The 16,278-nt window shown below is 71.6% G+C and carries 20 protein-coding genes; 2 read left to right on the top strand and 18 right to left on the bottom strand.

Features of this window, described 5'->3' with window-relative positions; translation table 11 throughout:
* Positions 1-2 precede the first annotated feature (2 nt).
* From ACFVQ0_RS36380 to ACFVQ0_RS36295, 18 genes are all read right to left on the bottom strand, one after another.
* Positions 3-236 carry a hypothetical protein gene (locus tag ACFVQ0_RS36380; protein WP_390093478.1) on the bottom strand — a complete coding sequence of 78 codons (234 nt, stop codon included), beginning with the start codon at positions 234-236 and terminating at the stop codon, positions 3-5.
* Positions 237-241: 5 nt separating this feature from the next.
* A complete protein-coding gene (locus tag ACFVQ0_RS36375; protein ID WP_359350488.1) occupies positions 242-1,252 on the bottom strand; it encodes a major capsid protein in 1,011 nt (336 codons plus the stop codon).
* 26 nt (positions 1,253-1,278) lie between these two features.
* Positions 1,279-1,983: a hypothetical protein gene (locus ACFVQ0_RS36370; protein WP_390093477.1), complete on the bottom strand. Its 705-nt coding sequence runs from the start codon at positions 1,981-1,983 to the stop codon at positions 1,279-1,281.
* A gap of 89 nt (positions 1,984-2,072) precedes the next feature.
* Positions 2,073-2,225 (bottom strand): Rmf/CrpP fold protein, encoded by a 153-nt coding sequence (locus tag ACFVQ0_RS36365; RefSeq protein ID WP_390093476.1) that lies wholly within the window; start codon positions 2,223-2,225, stop codon positions 2,073-2,075.
* Positions 2,226-2,258: 33 nt separating this feature from the next.
* Positions 2,259-4,502, bottom strand: a complete 2,244-nt coding sequence (locus ACFVQ0_RS36360; RefSeq protein ID WP_390093475.1) for a phage minor capsid protein — start codon at positions 4,500-4,502, stop codon at positions 2,259-2,261.
* A gap of 19 nt (positions 4,503-4,521) precedes the next feature.
* Entirely contained in the window at positions 4,522-5,937 is a 1,416-nt protein-coding gene (locus ACFVQ0_RS36355) for a phage portal protein (RefSeq protein WP_390093474.1), read from the bottom strand.
* On the bottom strand, positions 5,924-6,421 hold the full coding sequence (locus ACFVQ0_RS36350) for an HNH endonuclease signature motif containing protein (RefSeq protein ID WP_390093473.1): 498 nt from the start codon (positions 6,419-6,421) through the stop codon (positions 5,924-5,926). The genes ACFVQ0_RS36355 and ACFVQ0_RS36350 overlap by 14 nt, the downstream gene beginning before the upstream one ends.
* 67 nt (positions 6,422-6,488) lie before the next feature.
* On the bottom strand, positions 6,489-7,721 hold the full coding sequence (locus tag ACFVQ0_RS36345) for a PBSX family phage terminase large subunit (RefSeq protein WP_390093472.1): 1,233 nt from the start codon (positions 7,719-7,721) through the stop codon (positions 6,489-6,491).
* Entirely contained in the window at positions 7,721-8,167 is a 447-nt protein-coding gene (locus ACFVQ0_RS36340) for a helix-turn-helix domain-containing protein (protein ID WP_359738675.1), read from the bottom strand. Before ACFVQ0_RS36340 ends, ACFVQ0_RS36345 begins: the two co-directional genes overlap by 1 nt.
* 116 nt (positions 8,168-8,283) lie before the next feature.
* A complete protein-coding gene (locus ACFVQ0_RS36335) occupies positions 8,284-9,096 on the bottom strand; it encodes a hypothetical protein (RefSeq protein WP_390093471.1) in 813 nt (270 codons plus the stop codon).
* Entirely contained in the window at positions 9,093-9,521 is a 429-nt protein-coding gene (locus ACFVQ0_RS36330) for a hypothetical protein (protein WP_390093470.1), read from the bottom strand. The genes ACFVQ0_RS36335 and ACFVQ0_RS36330 overlap by 4 nt, the downstream gene beginning before the upstream one ends.
* Before the next feature lie 172 nt (positions 9,522-9,693).
* Positions 9,694-9,930, bottom strand: coding sequence for a hypothetical protein (locus ACFVQ0_RS36325; RefSeq protein ID WP_390093469.1), 237 nt, complete (start codon positions 9,928-9,930; stop codon positions 9,694-9,696).
* The gene (locus tag ACFVQ0_RS36320; RefSeq protein ID WP_390093468.1) at positions 9,927-10,733 is read right to left on the bottom strand and encodes a hypothetical protein; all 807 of its coding nucleotides are present in this window, start codon (positions 10,731-10,733) and stop codon (positions 9,927-9,929) included. The genes ACFVQ0_RS36325 and ACFVQ0_RS36320 overlap by 4 nt, the downstream gene beginning before the upstream one ends.
* Positions 10,730-11,539 (bottom strand): hypothetical protein, encoded by an 810-nt coding sequence (locus tag ACFVQ0_RS36315; RefSeq protein ID WP_390093467.1) that lies wholly within the window; start codon positions 11,537-11,539, stop codon positions 10,730-10,732. Before ACFVQ0_RS36315 ends, ACFVQ0_RS36320 begins: the two co-directional genes overlap by 4 nt.
* A gap of 159 nt (positions 11,540-11,698) precedes the next feature.
* Positions 11,699-12,718, bottom strand: coding sequence for a DNA cytosine methyltransferase (locus ACFVQ0_RS36310; protein WP_390093466.1), 1,020 nt, complete (start codon positions 12,716-12,718; stop codon positions 11,699-11,701).
* A gap of 56 nt (positions 12,719-12,774) precedes the next feature.
* Positions 12,775-13,677 carry a recombinase RecT gene (locus ACFVQ0_RS36305; protein WP_390093465.1) on the bottom strand — a complete coding sequence of 301 codons (903 nt, stop codon included), beginning with the start codon at positions 13,675-13,677 and terminating at the stop codon, positions 12,775-12,777.
* On the bottom strand, positions 13,674-14,723 hold the full coding sequence (locus tag ACFVQ0_RS36300) for a YqaJ viral recombinase family protein (RefSeq protein ID WP_390093464.1): 1,050 nt from the start codon (positions 14,721-14,723) through the stop codon (positions 13,674-13,676). Before ACFVQ0_RS36300 ends, ACFVQ0_RS36305 begins: the two co-directional genes overlap by 4 nt.
* Entirely contained in the window at positions 14,720-14,992 is a 273-nt protein-coding gene (locus ACFVQ0_RS36295; protein WP_390093463.1) for a hypothetical protein, read from the bottom strand. The genes ACFVQ0_RS36300 and ACFVQ0_RS36295 overlap by 4 nt, the downstream gene beginning before the upstream one ends.
* A 164-nt stretch (positions 14,993-15,156) precedes the next feature.
* On the opposite strand from ACFVQ0_RS36295, the gene ACFVQ0_RS36290 reads away from it, so the two are divergent.
* Together ACFVQ0_RS36290 and ACFVQ0_RS36285 are read left to right on the top strand one after the other, a co-directional pair.
* Positions 15,157-15,645, top strand: coding sequence for a hypothetical protein (locus ACFVQ0_RS36290; RefSeq protein WP_390093462.1), 489 nt, complete (start codon positions 15,157-15,159; stop codon positions 15,643-15,645).
* 99 nt (positions 15,646-15,744) lie between these two features.
* Positions 15,745-15,966: a hypothetical protein gene (locus ACFVQ0_RS36285; protein ID WP_390093461.1), complete on the top strand. Its 222-nt coding sequence runs from the start codon at positions 15,745-15,747 to the stop codon at positions 15,964-15,966.
* Positions 15,967-16,278 lie beyond the last annotated feature (312 nt).

Genomic DNA, 16,278 nt, shown 5'->3' with positions numbered 1-16,278 from the left:
GATCACCCCCTCTTGTTGCGGGCAGCAGAACGGCCCGCCGGCTTCGTGCTCGGCGGGCCGTTCTCGGTGTCCTGTTCCGGCTGCGGGTCGTCGATGACGTCGAGGGTGTATCCGTGGCGGCGCAGGTACAGCAGCAGCCCCTCGCCCGGGTCGGTGGCCGTGGCGCGGCCGTCGGCGAACGTGATGTCGGCGAGCTGCTCGTCGCCCTCGTGCGGTGCGGTGATCTCGTAGCGCACGGGCGTCACTGGACCTTGATGTTCCGCAGGACTGCGGCGCTCTTGGTGGCCTTGAGCGCGACCGCTACCGGTCCGAGCTCGACCTCGCCCGTCTTGACGGCGCCCGCGGTCGTGAAGTCCGGCAGCCACTGCCGCACGAGCGGAGCACCGACGGTGGAAACGGCGTGGAAACCGTCGAGACCGAGGCGCACCGCGTACAGGTCGGAGAGACCGGAGATCGCGGTACCGGAGCCGGCGCCGTCGACGTCGCGGGACTCGATCGGGATTACCGGTGTGGTCGAGCCGGCCTTGTCGCCGAGGTCGACGAACGCGATCCCGTTGTACGTCTCGACCTTCTGCCCGAACGCGTCCGCGGTCCGCTCGTAGTAGCCGGCCCGTCGGGCGAGGCTGCGAATACGGGCAATGGCCTTCTTGTTCCCGAAGATCGCCGACGGGGTGCCGTCGAGCAGCGCGAGGAACTCGTCGAGGACGTCAAGGGCATCGTTGGCCTTGCCCGCGTCCGAGCCGAGGGTCGCGCCGGTCCAGTCGAGCGAGGCGCCGGCGCCCATCTCGGTAGTGGAGCCAACGAGAGCCTTGTCGAGACCGTCGAAACCGGCCTCGGCCCCGGGGGTCGTGATGCGCTTGCCGTTGATGACCTGATCGGAGAAGAACGCGTTCGACGACTTGATCGTCTGCGTCATCTGAAAGGCGGTCTCGTTGGTCGCCGCGGCGCCGAGGTTGGACAGCACGCGGTCGACCTCGAACGCGCCGCCGAGCGGGGACAGGTCGACGCTGTAGCGCTGCCGCTTGGCCTGTGCCTTGGGGTACTCAGTGTTCAGCGGCCGGAACTGCGCGGGCCGCTCGGTGACGAGGCGGGTGTATCCGTAGGTGAGCGTCGCGCCGCCCCCGGCAGGGCTCACGACGTCGTCGAAGGTCAGGTTGTCCAGAAGCCAACTCGACTTGCGGAACTCGTCGATGACCTGCGTATCGAGGTCATCCTGCGTGTTCAGCCGTGCGTCGGCGAGGGTGATTGCCATAGGCGGGTGCTCCAGTCAGAAGGGGGTCAGGCGCCGAACCGGGCGGCGATGGCGTCGCGCAGCGAGGCCGGGCGGCGGTCGCCCGTCGGGGCGCCGTTGAACTCGGCGCCGCCGCGGGCCGGCCCGGTCGGGGCGGCGCGGTAGAGGTCGGGGTCGCCCTCAACCGCGGTCGTGATCGCGGCACCGAGCGTGGCGGCGAACGTCTCGTCGGCCGGGTCGAGTTCGGAGATCGCCGAGAGGAAAGAGCGGCTGTTCAGCAGCCGGTCGGCGCGGGCCCCCTGCTCGCCCGCGGCGCGGTAGGCGGCGAGCTCGACGCGCGCCGTACGCAGCTCGGCGGACAGGTCGCCGAGCTGCTTGTCGCGGTCGGCGACCGCGGCGGCGAGCTTGGCCGGGTCCTGCTCGGCGTCGGCCCCGTCGGGGTTGAGCGCCTTGTTCACGGCGTCGAGCGCGGCCTGCAACTGGTCGCGCTGCTCGGTTGCCTCGGTCGCCTGCTGCTGCACGGCGGCGAGCTGCTGCTCGGCGGCCGGGTCCGCGGCCGGCGGGGCGCCCGGGTCGGTGCTCGGCGGGTTCGCTCCCGGCTCACCGGTCGGGGCGGGCGGTGCGCTCGGGTCGCCGCCTTCACCCGAGCCGCCCTTGATCGGCCAGATAGGGCGGCCGTCGCGGCGGAAGCCGAGGGCACTCTCGCCCGTGCGGGGGTGGGTCGGCAGGGAGACGTCGAGGGTGTCGGGCATGTTCGGGTCGGCCCTCCAAGGCAGTAAGCGGGCATGGAAAAGGGCCCACCGACGGGCGGGCCCAGAAGAGAGAAAGGGGAGAGGGGCGGCTATCCGGCGGACTCGTCCGCGCCGGGCAGGGTCCGCGCCTTCGCGTAGCCGCGCAGCCATGCGGACCGGCGCAGATCGCCGCGCGGGTAGGGGCACGATGCGACGGGCGCAGCCTCGCGGCCGGCGTCGATGCCGTCGAGCAGTGCTCGCACGAGGGCGCCTCGGTTTCCTACCGTGCTCACCCCCTACTGCCGGTTGTTCTGCGTGTTGCGGGAGGCGCGGGCGGTCTCGGCGGCGGCGCTGCGCTGCCCGGTGACCATCTCCTCGTACTCGACGAACGTCATGCGAGGGTTGTCGGCCCAGTAGCGCCGCAGCTCTTCCGAGGCTCGGGCATAGGCGATGTGCGCCGGGCCCGAAAACAGGGTTGCCGGGTCGACGCCGTCGGCGCGCGCCTTGCGGGAGAGGAGATAGCCGTTCGTCGCCTCTTCCGCGTCCATGTACTGCGCCCAGGTGTGTTCGCGGTACATGTCGCGGAGCTGCTCGCGGGTGTACGCGGTGCGCTGCTGCATGTCGGCGTACTCACGCTCGGCGATCCATCGCTCGGTGCTGGACATGCCCGCGTACCAGTCGACGGAAAGGCCGTTCCACGCGTCCGGCTCGGCGGCCGGTGCGAGCGCCTCGTCGAGAGTGGCCCGGTCGGCGAGCTGCCCCTCGACGGTGTGCGCGCCGACCGCTTCGGGAAGCGGGGCGGGCGGGTACCGGCGGTCGAACTCGTCGGCGATCCGCGCGGCATCCTCGGGCACGGCGTACCGCACGGCCCACCCGAGCACGTCGTCGCCGACCGCGGACAGATCGGGGGCCAGGCGCCCGCCGGGGAACACCTCGGCGAGCAGGCGGCGGCGGTGGACCTCGGCGCCGATCGCGGACCGGTCGCCCTCGACGTGCCGGGCACGGGCGGCGAGTTCCGGCTCGGACATGCCGACGAGGTCACGCCGGGCCCCGGGCAGTGCGGCGTCGATGTCGCGGCGGTCCATCTCCGCCATGACGCGCAGCATGTCGTCGTCGCCCAGGTGCAGGGAGACGCGGGCGAGCTCGTCGTCGCTGAACTCGGCGAGGTTGCCGGCGAGCCGGCCGTTCGGCCGGATGCGGTCGAGCAGAGCCTGCTCGTCGCGGCGGTCGCCCTCGGCGCCGATGCGGTCGAGGTCGCGCCGGTCGAGCACTCCGGGCCGGATGGCGGCGCCGAGCTGCTCGTCGCTCATCTCGGGCAGGGTCCGATCGTCGCCCGAGCGGACGCGCGCCGCCTCGAACGGGTCGCTCCCCGGGCCGTCCGGCGCTCCGGTACGGCCGGCGGTGCCGCGGTCCGGGGGGAGGTTTCCGGCGCCGAGCTGCTCGCGCTCGCGTCGGCGGATGAGCTCGGGGTGCGCGGTGAGGTGCTCGCGCTGCCGCTTCTGCCACTGCCGCACCCGGGCGTCGGCTGCGCGCCGCCCCTCGGGCGAGGTGGAAGCGGCGGAACGGTTCTTCCACTTCCTGATGTTGCGCTCGATCGCCCGCTGCCGCTGTGATGCCTCGTACCCGTCGGGGTCCTCGGAGTGCTCGGCAGGGGCGCGGGTGACGCCGGGCAGATACGCGCTCGTCGAGTGCCTGCAATTGGGGTGCTGCAAGCCACGCTGCCGCGCCTCGTCGAGGCTTCCGGCGATGTCCACGCGCACGGTGCGGCCGTCGTCGGTCGCGTGCTCGACCTCAATCGTCCGGGCGCCGTCGGGGCCGTCGAGGGACAGCACACGCCCCTCGAACGGATCGCAAAGGGGGCAGTTATGCGGGGCGTTGGAGACGATCACAAGGCCGATACCGGCGGCGCGCAGCCGGTCGCCGTGCGCCTCGACCGCCGCCCTGCCAACGGCGGTGCGCACGGCCATCTCGGCGTAACTCGTCATCTTCCACGCGCGTCCGCCCTTGTCGACGAACGTCCGCAGTCCGCGGTCGCTGAACCGCTCCATCGCCCGCTGTGTGGCTTGGCGGCGGGTGTCGATGCCGAGCAGGGGCGTACCGGATACCTCCGAGATCACCTGCCGGTATCCGTCCTCGACGCCGCGCAGAATCCCGCGGTGCGTCTGCGCGACGAGGTCGACGGTTTCCTGCGCGAGCCGGTCGACTGCCCGAGTGTTCGGCGTCGAATCGGCGATGCGGCGTGCGGCGCCGTCGTCGAGGGCGCCGAGCTCTTCGAGCCCTGCGCGGGCGCCAACGTTGTACGCCTCGGCAACCGCATCCCAGACTTCAAGCTGAGTCGCAGTCGCGAGCGCGTCGACAACGGACTGCGCGGCGCGGCGCATGGGCTGCACCGCGGCGAGCTTGGCCGTTGCCCAACCGGGCGCCTCGTACCCGTCGGCGAGCTGCCTCGCCACGACGCCGAGCAGCCGCTGCTCGGCGTCCGCGTACAGGGCGAGGACACCCGCCGAGAGATCCTCGACGAGCCCGGGGTGAATCGGCACGGCGCCCCCCATCGCGTGATCAGACGAGGGCGCCGGCCTGCATGGGGTCGGGCACTGCCTGCCCGGTCTCGGCGAGGATGCGGTCGACCTCGGCGCGCACGGCCGTCTCATCCCACTCCGGGTGCAGGATGCGCACGCGGGTCTCGGCGCTCACGGACTGCGCCTGATGGAGCAGGGAAAGGGTCTGCGCGAGGCTGGACGCGTCCTCGCTCACGGAGTCCCCGAACGCGATCCGGGGCCGCTCGGCAACGAGGGTCGGAGTGAACAGGCGCCGGTCGAGCAGCAGCACGACGTACAGCATCTCGGCGACCTCGGGCGCCCAGTACCGGGACTTCTTCCCCCGGGTGATCATGCTTTTCCGCTCGCGCGCCTTGACCTCGGTCGCCGTGACGGCGGCGCCCTGGTCGCCGAGGCCGAACGTCGCCGCCGAGTATCCGGCGCTCATCACAGCCTGCCGGGTGATCGAGTCCGCAGACTGCGAGTGTTCGGCGACCCTGATCGCGAACTGCGACAGCGTGATTCCGGCGCCCTGCTCGGTGGGCGGGATGTTCAGGAGCTGCCAGATTTCCCGGTCGTCGTCGAAGCTCGCGCCCCGCCCCGGACCGTGATCCCGCAGGTAGCCATCGGGCACGAGCAGGCGCGCGCGGGCGAGCCTGATGTCGCGAATCCAGCTCGACCACGTCGTATCCAACGCGTCGAACAGGTCGTACAGCGGGGCGCCGTAGTCGGAGCGTCCGAACGGTGAGCCGCGGTGGCGCCTGCTCGGCCGGATGTTGGGGACGTACGCCGCCGTAAGCCGGTCGATACCGGTCTCGATCGAGTCGCCCTCGGGGCCGAGGGATTCGGCGAGGGACGCGACCTCGGGGTGCTCGGTGAGCGGCACGCGCTCGCCGAGCCGATCCGGCCCGCCCTGATACAGGGCGTGCTCGATGCGGCCCGGGGAGTGCCGTTCGAGGTGGCGCCATACGGTGGCGGTGTCCGAGCTGAGCTCGTGCCAGAACGTCACTGCTGCCAGATGCCCCCAGCGCCATTCCGGCACGGCGGCGTCGGCGTGAACCACGGTGAGCAGCGGCCGGTCGAGTAGTTCGCGGTCCCAGGTAACCCGGAGGTAGACACCCCCGAGGGCCGAGGCGACTTCGGCAGCCTCGATCAGCGTGTTCGCGATGCCGTCGGCCTCGGCGATCTCGTCGAGGCGATCCTGCGTGCGGGTGTCGGCGACGGTGAACGTCGGGGGCTCGGAAAAGAGAAGGTCCGCGGACGCGGTCGCGATGTCGCCGGCGAGCGGGATGTGCAGCCGCGTTTCCCGCTTGCCCGGCTGCACGTTGCGGTCGCGCGCCCACAGGCGGCGCCGTCCGTCGCGGCGCTGCTCGTTGTTGCGGTAGACGGCGGCGAGCTTGTCGTGATCACCGCTGTACCACGCATCATCGACTCGCAACTCGCGGTAGTGCGTGGCGAGTTGAGTCGGCGGCCACGGGGCGCCGTTGGCAGGCAGGGGCACGCGTCACCCCCTGTCGGTCGTGTCCAGTGCGTTTGCGCTCGGCTCGGCAGGTGCGGCAGTTACGGGCGCCGCGGGGCGAGACGTAGGTGTTCGCAGCGTTGAAGGGGTGCCCGCGCAGGCAATGCGTCTGCCGGGCATGGCGGGCGGCCGGTCCCTCGCCGCGCAGGATGTTCGTCCGGTGGGAGACGGGTTCGAGGTGCTCGGGGCGGACGCAGCGCCGGTTACGGCACAGGTGGTCAATCACGAGCCCCGGCGGGATCGGTCCGCGCATCGCCTCGTACGCGACGCGGTGCGCGTGCAGGGGGCGCCGGTTGATCCGTACCTGCCCGTAGCCGTTGGGCTTGACGTGCCCTGTCCACTCCCAGCAGCCGGACTCGCTCTCGCTGATCTTGTCGAGGAACCGGTCGGTCCAATCACGCATGGTGCGCCCCCCTCGGGCATGGCAGAGCCCCGGGGCCCCGGCGGGGCGCGGCCGGGGCGGTAGGTGGTTACGCGGTGGTGAGCAGTCCGCGCCACTCGTGCGCGGTCGAATGGATCACGTAGCGCAGTGCGTCGACCGAGTGATCGGCCGTCTTGACAGGCTTGTCCTCGCCACGGGCGGCGGCGGTCTCATCCCATACGTATGCGGGCAGCTCGCCGAGCAGCCCCTCGCACGAGCGGTGAATGCGCAGCAGGCCCGAGTCGAGGGCGACCGACACGGAACGGATGCCGTCAAGGACGGCGTTGTTCGCGCGGGTCACGCCCGGGTGTCCGTCGGTCCACAACTGCACAAGGAAGGAAGCGGCCGAGGGGTCGATCAGCGTCCACTCGGGCACGACGTCGAGGCGGCCGAGCCAGTCGCGGACGGCAAGGCTGTATGCGGCATCGGTCATCTGCCGGTGTGCGGCGCGCGCGTCGTGGCGCCACTCGCTCACCGCGTACAGGTGGTCGTCGTCCCCGAGCCCGAGCAAGATCGCCGAGAAGGGATTCGAGGTGCCGTAGTCAATGCCCACCCAGTAGCGGCGCATCGGGGGCAGCTCGTCGACGACGTGACGCTGCTCGTCGTACGAGTCGTAGATCGCGCCCTCGGCGACAACCCACTCGCCCAGGATCATGCGGCGGCGCCACAGTCCGGTGAACTCCGCGGCCAGAGACGCGACGTACGCCTCGGAAAGGCTCGGGTTGTCGGCGAGCTGAAAGTGAAACTGCGCGAGGTCGAGCTCGCCCTCGCGGTCGAGGTACTCGGTCCGCAGCCAGTGTTTCGGCGAGTCGGGGTTCGTGGTGCCGATCAACTGCGCGCCCGGAACGGAGAGGCGGGCGAGCAACTGCCGAAAGAACGCCTCGGGCAGCAGGGTTACCTCGTCGCAGTAGGCGAGCGAGGCGGTCATGCCGCGCAGCCGGCCCTCGGCTCGTGCGTCCGAGGCGCCGACGAGGTGCACCACGCGACCGAGGATGACTGCCGTTGTGGCGCCGCGGGTGTGGTGGACCTCGGCGGCGACGTCTCCGAACAGCAGCGGGTCGGCGAGCACATCAAGGCAGTTGCGCTCGATCGTCTGCAAGCTGCGCCCGACGATGACGACGAGGCCCGAGGCGGGCGCGCGGCGTAGGGCGAGCAGGAAGCGCACGAGAGAGGCGATCGTCTTGCCGCTGCGCACGGACCCGTGCCAGATGTTGATACGGGCCGAGGCGCGGCGGATCGAGTCGAGCTGCTTGTCGGAGAGCGGCAGGGGAGCGGCGGACATCAACCCCCCTCGTGCGTGCCCCCGTTCGTCCCGAGCAGGGCATCGGCGAGGCGGTCGAGCATCGAGGCGCCGCTGCCCCCGGTGCCGGTGTGGCGGGCGAGCTCGGCGACCCGGGCGTGAACCTCGGTCAGGGCTCGGGCTGCGGTGGCGTGGTCGCGGGCGTCGCGGGCGGTCTCGGCCCCGGTGGTCTTGATGACTTGCCCGAGGGCGCCGTCGAGGGACTCGTCGGCGAGCTGCTCGCGCCGTGCGGCAGAGTCTGCGCGGTGCGCCTCGGTGGCTGCTGCGACTCGGGCGCCGCCGGCGAAGGTGAGGCCGAGCTCGCCCGCGATCTTTGAGACGGTGGCGGCGCCGCGCCCCAGTTCGCGGGCGATGGCGTTGCGGGACTTCCCGGCGGCGTGCAGGGTGCGCACTGCCTCGCGGTCTCGGTCAGTGATCGGCTCGGCCACGCGCTCACCTCCCGACGGGGGACATGCGAACGCCCCGCCGCAGGGGGGGAAGCGGCGGGGCGTACGAGTGAGGGGCCAAAGTTTCCGGGCACGCCGGAGGCAGGGCCAACATTAGGTCACGAACTAATAACGACGCAACCCCTGTTTTCGTGACCCTCGACAAGGGCGGCGACCAGGGCGAGCAGGTCGCCCCACTCCCACACGCGCCGACCCTGCTCGTCGAGGGGAACGGGCGCGGCGCACTCCGCACCGGTCGAGCAGGTCACGCTCGGCGCAGCGTCCGGGGCGGTGTGCAGTTCCAGCTCGCCGACGCACCACGGGCACGCGCGGTCGGGTACCGGGGTGCTGCGCACGTCGAGGCCGAGCGTCCGCAGCAGTCTGCCCTCGGCGATCCGCGCGGTACGACGTGCCTCGTGCAGCAGGTGCGGCGGGAGCGGGGCGAACGGGGGAGCAGCAGGGGTGCCGTCGAGGTGCGCCTCGGCCTCGGTGTCCTCGTCGAGCACGCGCCCCTCGATCCACACACACGCATAGTGCAGACCGTGCGCCCTGCTCCCGTGCGCCCGCCGGATGTCGACGGCGCCCGGGTCGGCGAACTCCCAGCGCCGGGGGTCACGGGGGGCGCCGGTCCGCGCCCCGTGCTGGACGGCTGCGGCGAGGGTGTCGGCGAGCGAGAACACGAGCCGCTCGACGGCGAGGCCGGTGTCGAGCGCGGCCAGGTTCAGCGGTGCGGGGTGCTCGCGCAGCACGAGCGGCGCCCGCTCCTCGACGACGAGCTGCTCATCGTCGACGGCGCGCATCGTGTGGGCAAGCTGCCGCGGGGGCCAGACGTCGGCGGGCGGCGTCTCGATCGCGAGCAGCAGCTCGCCCCACTGCTCCCGGATGGTGCGCAGGGCCGCGACAGTCTCGTGCACGGCTCGGGTGTAGGTCATCGGCTCCCGCCCTCGGTCTCGTTACTGCTCGTGCACGCGCGCCGGATGTCCTCGACGAGCTGCTGCTCGTCCGCCCCTACACGGGCGGCGAGGACGTCGACGAGCTGCTCGACGCGGGCGAGCCGGGCGGCGTACTGGTCGCGCTCTCCCTCGGTCTCGACGAGGCACGAGTCGGCGGCGGCGAGGGTGCGGTGCAGCCGCATAGCGGCGACCTGCTGCCCTCCCGCGCTGCGCCGGAAGGTCTCGCACTCGGCGACCTCGGTCTCGACGCAGGAACGCAGGGCCGCGGAGTCCTCGGGGGTGAGCACGCCTCGGTCGGCGCGGGCGAGCAGCACGAGCAGACCCTCGCGGCGGGCGGTGCGCTCGGCGTCGCGCAGATCGCGCCGGCCCCGGCGGGAGTCGCTACGGGTGCGGGTGTGGTTCATCGGTCCCCCTCGTTCAAGGCTGTGCAGGTGATGCAGTCGGGCGGGCAGGCGCCGCGGGTATCCGCAGGGTGCCGACGCAGCGGCCCGGGATCACGTCGGCAGGCAAGCCGGCCGAGCGGGTATCCCGAGGCGACCACGAGCAGCACGACGAGAACGGCGACGGTGTCGGCAGTCATCGGGTCGGCTCCGTCCGAGTGGTGCGGGTGAGGCGAGCGAGCAGGCGCCGAGCGCGCGGCTCCCGCGCGCGAGGCGCGACCGGTCGCGCGTGCCTGGTGCTGTTTATCTCCCATCCGTCCGCGGTGAGGCGGTCGGACATGGTCTGTGCGACGAGCGCGGCGAGGTGGGGGTGCAGGTCGAGCTCGTCGGTCAGGTGGGCGGCGATTGAGGCGCGCGCAGCGTTCGGGGTCATCGGTGGGCACCTCCGGAGGTGTGGCGGGCGCGGGTCTCGCGCGGGGCGGGCGGGGTGGACATGAGGCGGGCGAGGCGCTGCTGCTCGTCCTCGTCCTGCTCGGCGGCGCGGGCCGCGGTATCCGTGCGGCAGGGGTGCGGGGTTGCCCGGTGGCCGCGGCCCTTTCCGTGGCGCCGGTAACCGGTCCGGCACGGCTCGTCGACTGCGGCGCCGCACCAACTGCACTTGTGGGCGTAGGCGTCGGGGAGCCCGGCGGCGACGGCGGCCTCGCGTGCGGCACGGGTCGGTCGGTAGTCGGCGAGCTGCTCGGCGACGTCGGCGGGCATGTACCGGCGAGGGCCGTTGCCTACGCCGCTCATCAAAGAGGCGAGACGTTTCTGCCCTGCGGTGTTGATCTCGGCCCGGTACTGCGCGGGCGGGGTGTGCCCGTGGGCGACTGCGGCCCGGGTGCCGAGCAGTTCCTCGCGCCATGCTTCCGGGTCGTCGGGGTCGGCGGCCGGAACGGGGTCGGTGTGGCGGTTCATGAGCTCGCCGCGGTGAGGCGCCCATGCGGCGAGGACGTCGTGCGGCTCGACGGCGCGGAACTGGGCCGACCGGTCGTTGTTGCGCTGCTCGTAGTAGCGGCGCACGGCGTGCGAGGCATCCCAACCGGTGTCCGGCAGGGTGGCGGGAACCTCGGCGAGAGCTGCCGTCCAATCGGCGATGGTGCGGGCGGACTGCGCCGGATCGGCGAGGGTGCGGCGCACACGGGAGTCGAGGCGGCCGGCGTAGGCGAGTAGGGCGGCGATGTGTTCGTCGATCACGGGGTGCCCTCCTTCTGGGCTTTCAGCAGGGCAAGCCCGGCGGCAAGGTTGTCGGTGTAGGCGCCGGACGGCGGCGAGCGCAGCGGCACGACGTTGGCGCCGGGGCGGGCGGACGGAGCTCGGTCGAGGTCGCCCCACACGCGCAGCCAGTAGCGGGCCGGTTTCGGCTCGGTGCCCGGTTGGGTGCGACGGGCGGCGAGTTCGACGAGGGCCTCGACGCCGTGCGCCTGGACGAGGCGCCATACGTCGCGCTGCTCGCCGAGGCCGAGAGTCCACCGGACGGCGACACCGGCGGCGGCGAGCGCGTCGCCGAGCGGGTGCAGCTCGGGAATCAGCGGGGACCGGACGGGGGTGGTCGCGCGCGGCTGCTGTGCTTCCTGTTCTCTCTTGTTCTTCCTGTTCTGGGGGCCGGTTTCCGCTCCCCCCGGGGCCGGATTCCGGCCCTCCCCCGTACCGGATTCCGGCCCCCCGGGGGCCGATTTCCGACCCGGGCCGGAATCTGACCCGGGCCGGATTCCGGCCCCCTCTGTACGGGTGTGGCCGAGGGCGAGCGGCAGGCGGTACACGGTCTCGCCGGCCGGACCGGTGACCCCTGCGATGACGAGCAGCTCGCCCGAGTCGAGCAGCGTGTCGACGGCGCCCCGGACCGTCGAGCGGGCGGCGCGTGTGCGCTGCATGAGCATCGCGGTACCGGCGTAGGCGGTGCAGTCGGCACCGGCCTTGTCAGCCACGGCGAGCAGCACCACGAGGGCGGTACCTCGGGCGGCGGACTGGTTCCATACCCAATCCGTGGCGTCGAGGCTCAACGGTCCTTCTCCTTACGGGTGTTGGTGATCCAGGGACCTCGGGCCGTCCGGCGAGGGCGGCGGGGGTGTGGGCGGGGCAGCGGTGGCCGGTGAGGTAGTGGCGGACGCCGTCGGAGGCTCGGCAGTACCGGCGGGCGGCGCCGTCCCAGTGACCGCAGTTCATGCGGCGAGCAGCAGGCCGGCCCGGTCGAGCAGCAGCCGCAGCGCGGCCTCGGCCTGCCGGACAACGACCCCGTTGCCGAGCGCGCGCAACTGGGCGTTGCGGCCGAGGCCGCGTACGCCGGTCACGTGGCCGGCTTCAAGGCCGTGCATCCACTCGACGAACGGCGGATCTAGGCGCCCGCGATCGTCAACTGCCCGGGGAGCGGGGCCGGTGAGGCGTTCCCATCGGTCGACGGCGCCTCGGTAGATGCCCCAGTCGAGGGCAGCATCGCCACCAGCAGAACCAGGGGCGGCGCCCCGATCCCGTTCCGGTGCTTGGCACGCATCCGCTCGCGCCTCGCCCGCCACACTTCCGGCGCTTTTCCGTCGTCGTGTCCGGACGCCGAGGGAGTCGGCAGCAGGTGCTCGACCTCGTCGGCGAGCGTCGGCCCATGACCACCCGAGCGGCGCTTGTCCGGGTGCTGCGAGCCGCCGTTCGAGCCGAGGTTCGACGTCGGGGTTTTCAGCAGCGGGCCACGCGATGACGAACACTCGCTCGCGGCGGTGGGGAGCGCCGACCTCCGACGCGCGTACGCAGCACCATTCCGCATCGAGCCCGAGGCGGGCCAAGTCGGCGAGAACAGCGCCGAGTGCCCGCAGAGCAGGCTTACCGCTTCCGTCTCCCATGCACCACGCGCACGGTTCCATGTGGCTATGGGCCGGAGCCGAGAGAAGTCCACGGACATTTTCGATCACCACCAGGGAGGGCCGTAGGGCCTGTATCGAGCGGGCGACGTGCAGCCACAGACCCGAGCGGGTGCCGTCGGTGATACCGGCGCCGAGGCCGGCCTCGCTGACGTCCTGGCAGGGAAACCCGGCGGTGAGTACGTCGGGTCGCTCGACCAGGGCGAAGTCTGCGGCGGTCAGATCGCCGAGGTTGGGCACGTCCGGCCAGTGGTGCGCGAGGATCGCGGCGGCGTTCGCGTCGTTCTCGACGTGCCAGGCGACCGAGCCGCCGAGCACCTGCTGCACGGCCATGTCGAGACCGCCGTAACCAGAGCACAGAGAGCCGATCCGCGGCCCGTCCGCGCCCATCACGCACCGTCCGGTGCGGTGGCCGGTTCGGTGGCCTCGGGCCATCCGGCGAACTCCGCCGGTACGTCCTCGACCGTGCCCTCGGCGTTCGTCGACGGCTGCTCGACGACCTCGCCCTCGATGAACTCGGGCGGCGCGTCGAACCCTTCGGGCGAGGCATCGCGGCGCACGCCCTCGTCGTGCGCGACCGCGCGGGCGAGCTCGCTCGACTTGGGCAGCAGCTTGAAGAGTTGTCGGATGGCGGTCTTCTTGGCCATGGCGTCGTAGTCCGTCGCCCACGGGCCGAAGTCCTTTGCCTTGCTGCGCTGCCGGATCGCCTCGACGTCCTCGACGCTGAGCACGACGAACGCCGAGCCGCCGTTCGCCATGGTCGCAACGGCGTAGTAGTCCGTCGGGCGCCCGCGGTCGGACCGGGCCGGCTTGTGCTTGAGAACCGGGGTCAGGCCGTACTCGAACTCGAAATCGTCGTTCTCGTGCACCGTGTGCGCGGCGAGACCCGCGGCGGCAGGGTGCTGCCAGAACAGGCGGATCATGCCCTGATAGCCGATGACGAGCTGCACCTCGTAGGCGCGTGCCTTCTTCGACCAGAACGGCAGCAGGTACGCCTCGCCGAGGGCGCCGCCCGGTTCGAGACCGAGCTGCGCGCAGGTCATCAGCGCGCCGCCGAAGCTCTCTTGCGTGCACTCGGCGAGGTGCTCGACCCTGCGCAGCTCGGTCAACGCGATACGGGCGATGCGCTCGGGGTTGGCGACGTGCGCGGGCAGGGCGCGGGCGATCTCGCCGCGCATCGACTGCACGAACTGCACGAGGTTGGGCTGCGGCGCGGCGGCGCCGCGGTGGGCGGACTGGCGGGCGGGGGTGTTGCGGCGGTTGGCGACGCGCTCGGCAAGGTTGGTGCTCACGCTGCGGTGTTCTCCTTCGGGACGACGAGGCGTCGGGCGCGGTGCGCCCGGAACTCGTCGGGGCGCTCGGCGGCGAGGCGCGCGGTATCGAGCGCGTCGACGCGGTGCGTGTACTGCTGCGCGAGGTCCGGGTGCGCGGCGGCGAAACGTTTCGTTGAGAGCGGGCCGTTCTGCTTCCACGTGAACGCGGTGCGGCCCTGCGTCTTGACGACCTCGGCCTCGCCGGCGAGGGACTTCAACCGGTTGTCGACCTCGCGCAGTTCGGCCTCGGTCCGTGCCTCGCGTGCCTTGAGCTCGCGGCGGCGGTCGAGCAGCGGCAGAACCTCGGACGGGTCGGCGACGGTCACGGCGCCCGCCCGCACCTTGTAGAAGTGGCCGAGCAGGGACTCGGTCGCCTCGGACCCGTCGACCGGCGGCGGGACGCGGTCGAGCACGTTCTGCCAGAAGCGGCCGACGATCTCGACGAGGTGCTCGACGAGAGACTCGTCGCGCTCGACGCGGTGAATGATCAGGCGGTTACCGCCGAGCAGCGCGGCGACGTGTGCGTGCCGGTAGCCAGTGACGGCGAGGTACCAATGCGTCTGCAAGGCCGGTCCGTCCGGTACGCCGAGCAGCCACTCGTCGAGTTGGTAGGCCGAGCGCGTCTTGATCTCCAAGAGGCTGGACGGCTGCGCCTGCTCGTCGAGCACGTACCGGTCGACGTTGGCGAGCATCCAACGCCGCTCGACGTGCGCGAGCATCCCGGGGCCCTCGACGACGCCGAGGCCGGTCCGCTCAGCGAACACGCTCGCGATCGTCGGCTCGTGCTGGTGCCCCCAGAAAGCAGCCTCGACGAGCTCGGGGGAGCGCGGGACGTCGCCGAGCTCGCCGACCTTGTCGAGGTACAGCTCAAGCGGCGAGGTGTACTTGCTCATCCCGAGTACGGCGGCGATGTCCGAACCCCCGACCCCCGCACGGCGAGCGTCGAGCCACTGCTCGCGGTCCAGACCGGCAGGCGCGGCGATGACTCCGGTCGGCGTCACCAGGGCGGGCGGGGTGCTGATCACTGCTGCTCCCCGACGTACCGGGCATACACCCGGTGCTCGACGGTTCCGCGCTCGACGACGGTCCGGGCGACTGCCTCGAACGCGCCGGCCGGAAGGTAGGCGGCGAGCCGACCGCGGCGGATGGCCTGTGCGGCGGACGAGGCGCGGGCGATGGTGCCCGACTTCTGGACTACGCCCCACGAACCGGGGTGCGCCTGTAGCTCGCCCGCGATCAGGGAGTGCTTTGTGTTCTTGCTGCGCGGCGGTGGGCCGATGAAGTCGACTGCCACGTGATCCCCCTTGCCTGTTGCAGAAATCGAACAGAGCGGGACGCAGGACACCCCTACTAGGCGTTATGCCTGTTTCTGTTCTCGAACAACGACAACGGTAGGGAGTCGAGATCGGCACGTCAACGCCGTTGTCTGGTGTGCATCTAGGGGTGATGGCTGCTTAGATGAGGCTGTTCGCGTTCTGCGACAAGAACGGAGATGAGACCGTGTCGGAGAACGACACCTCCACTGAGGGCGCCGAGTCCGCCCCCTTCGCCGACATCGTCCGTGAGGCGTTGGCGGTCAAGGGCGAGACGTTGCGAAGACTCGCCGAGCGCTCCGTCGATCCCGAGTCAGGCAAGGCCGTCGGGCACAGCACGCTATGGAAGATCGCCGATGGGCAGAGCTACAAGCGCGAGCGGTGGCTCGTACGGGCCGTCGCGGCGGGGGTCGGTCGCGACCTCGCCACCGTTCAGGCGGCGGCGGCGGAAGAGTGGACCGGCCTCGTCGTCGGCGACCCGCTCAAGGCGAGCACGCGCGGGACGACCGTTGTCGTCGCGTACGCGTCAGGGACCACACCGGACGAGCTGCCGATCCTTCAAGAGAAGCTAAAGGAACTTGGACTCGGGAACGCGCAGGTCGTAAGCGGAACCGACGGTAACGGCGAGTCGTAAGCGCGTGACCTGCGGTGTCGGTGGGAGTAGTGTGGATCGGACTTTGCCTCGGACATATGTTCGAGTGCAGAGGTCCGGCCATGCCACGAGGGGGGCATCTTGTACCGCGTCACCCGAACCCGACTCGACGACAAAGCAACAGCGGCCGGCGTCGCCAACGGCGACGACCGGCACGTCATCCTCGATGACCGCTCCATCACGAACACGGGCGCGCTTGCGCTCGAACTCGTCTTGAACGCCCTTGCCCCCCACGGTGGCGATCAAGAGCCCGAGCGACGTCGCGGAGAGCCAAAGCCCGAGCCGGGCGAGCGGCAAGACTGAACACGGAAGGGCCGCGCGGAGCGCTCCGCGCGGCCCTTCGGCGTACCCCTGCGGCCACACATTGACCGCGGCCCGTGGCCTCGGTTCGAGACTGTCGCCCCCACTCTGCGAGGCTCTGATCTGCGGCCAACGTGTGGCCAATGTGTGGCCGGATTGCCCCGGACCGGCCGTCAGCCACTGTCAGCGGCTGAACGGCATCCATGCTCTGACCTGCACAGATCGTCATGCAGCGTCAGGACCTGAACCCCCGAGTCACCTTCGATCTTGAGCTCGTAATGCGTAGGTCTCGGGTTCGAATCCCGAAGGCGGCTC

The organism is Streptomyces sp. NPDC057900, assembly GCF_042887885.1.
GTDB lineage: Bacteria > Actinomycetota > Actinomycetes > Streptomycetales > Streptomycetaceae > Streptomyces.
The sequence above is the reverse complement of the archived record's forward strand: the minus strand, read 5'-3'. Positions and strand labels throughout refer to the sequence as shown.

What these genes read in the sequence shown, in the direction of transcription:
- ACFVQ0_RS36370 (WP_390093477.1), bottom strand. Translation starts at nt 1,983, where the DNA reads ATGCCCGACACCCTCGACGTCTCCCTGCCGACCCACCCCCGCACGGGC.
- ACFVQ0_RS36310 (WP_390093466.1), bottom strand. Translation starts at nt 12,718, where the DNA reads ATGGCCGTGCAGCAGGTGCTCGGCGGCTCGGTCGCCTGGCACGTCGAG.
- ACFVQ0_RS36330 (WP_390093470.1), bottom strand. Translation starts at nt 9,521, where the DNA reads ATGAACCACACCCGCACCCGTAGCGACTCCCGCCGGGGCCGGCGCGAT.
- ACFVQ0_RS36335 (WP_390093471.1), bottom strand. Translation starts at nt 9,096, where the DNA reads ATGACCTACACCCGAGCCGTGCACGAGACTGTCGCGGCCCTGCGCACC.
- ACFVQ0_RS36345 (WP_390093472.1), bottom strand. Translation starts at nt 7,721, where the DNA reads ATGTCCGCCGCTCCCCTGCCGCTCTCCGACAAGCAGCTCGACTCGATC.
- ACFVQ0_RS36290 (WP_390093462.1), top strand. Translation starts at nt 15,157, where the DNA reads ATGAGGCTGTTCGCGTTCTGCGACAAGAACGGAGATGAGACCGTGTCG.
- ACFVQ0_RS36325 (WP_390093469.1), bottom strand. Translation starts at nt 9,930, where the DNA reads ATGACCCCGAACGCTGCGCGCGCCTCAATCGCCGCCCACCTGACCGAC.
- ACFVQ0_RS36350 (WP_390093473.1), bottom strand. Translation starts at nt 6,421, where the DNA reads ATGCGTGATTGGACCGACCGGTTCCTCGACAAGATCAGCGAGAGCGAG.
- ACFVQ0_RS36375 (WP_359350488.1), bottom strand. Translation starts at nt 1,252, where the DNA reads ATGGCAATCACCCTCGCCGACGCACGGCTGAACACGCAGGATGACCTC.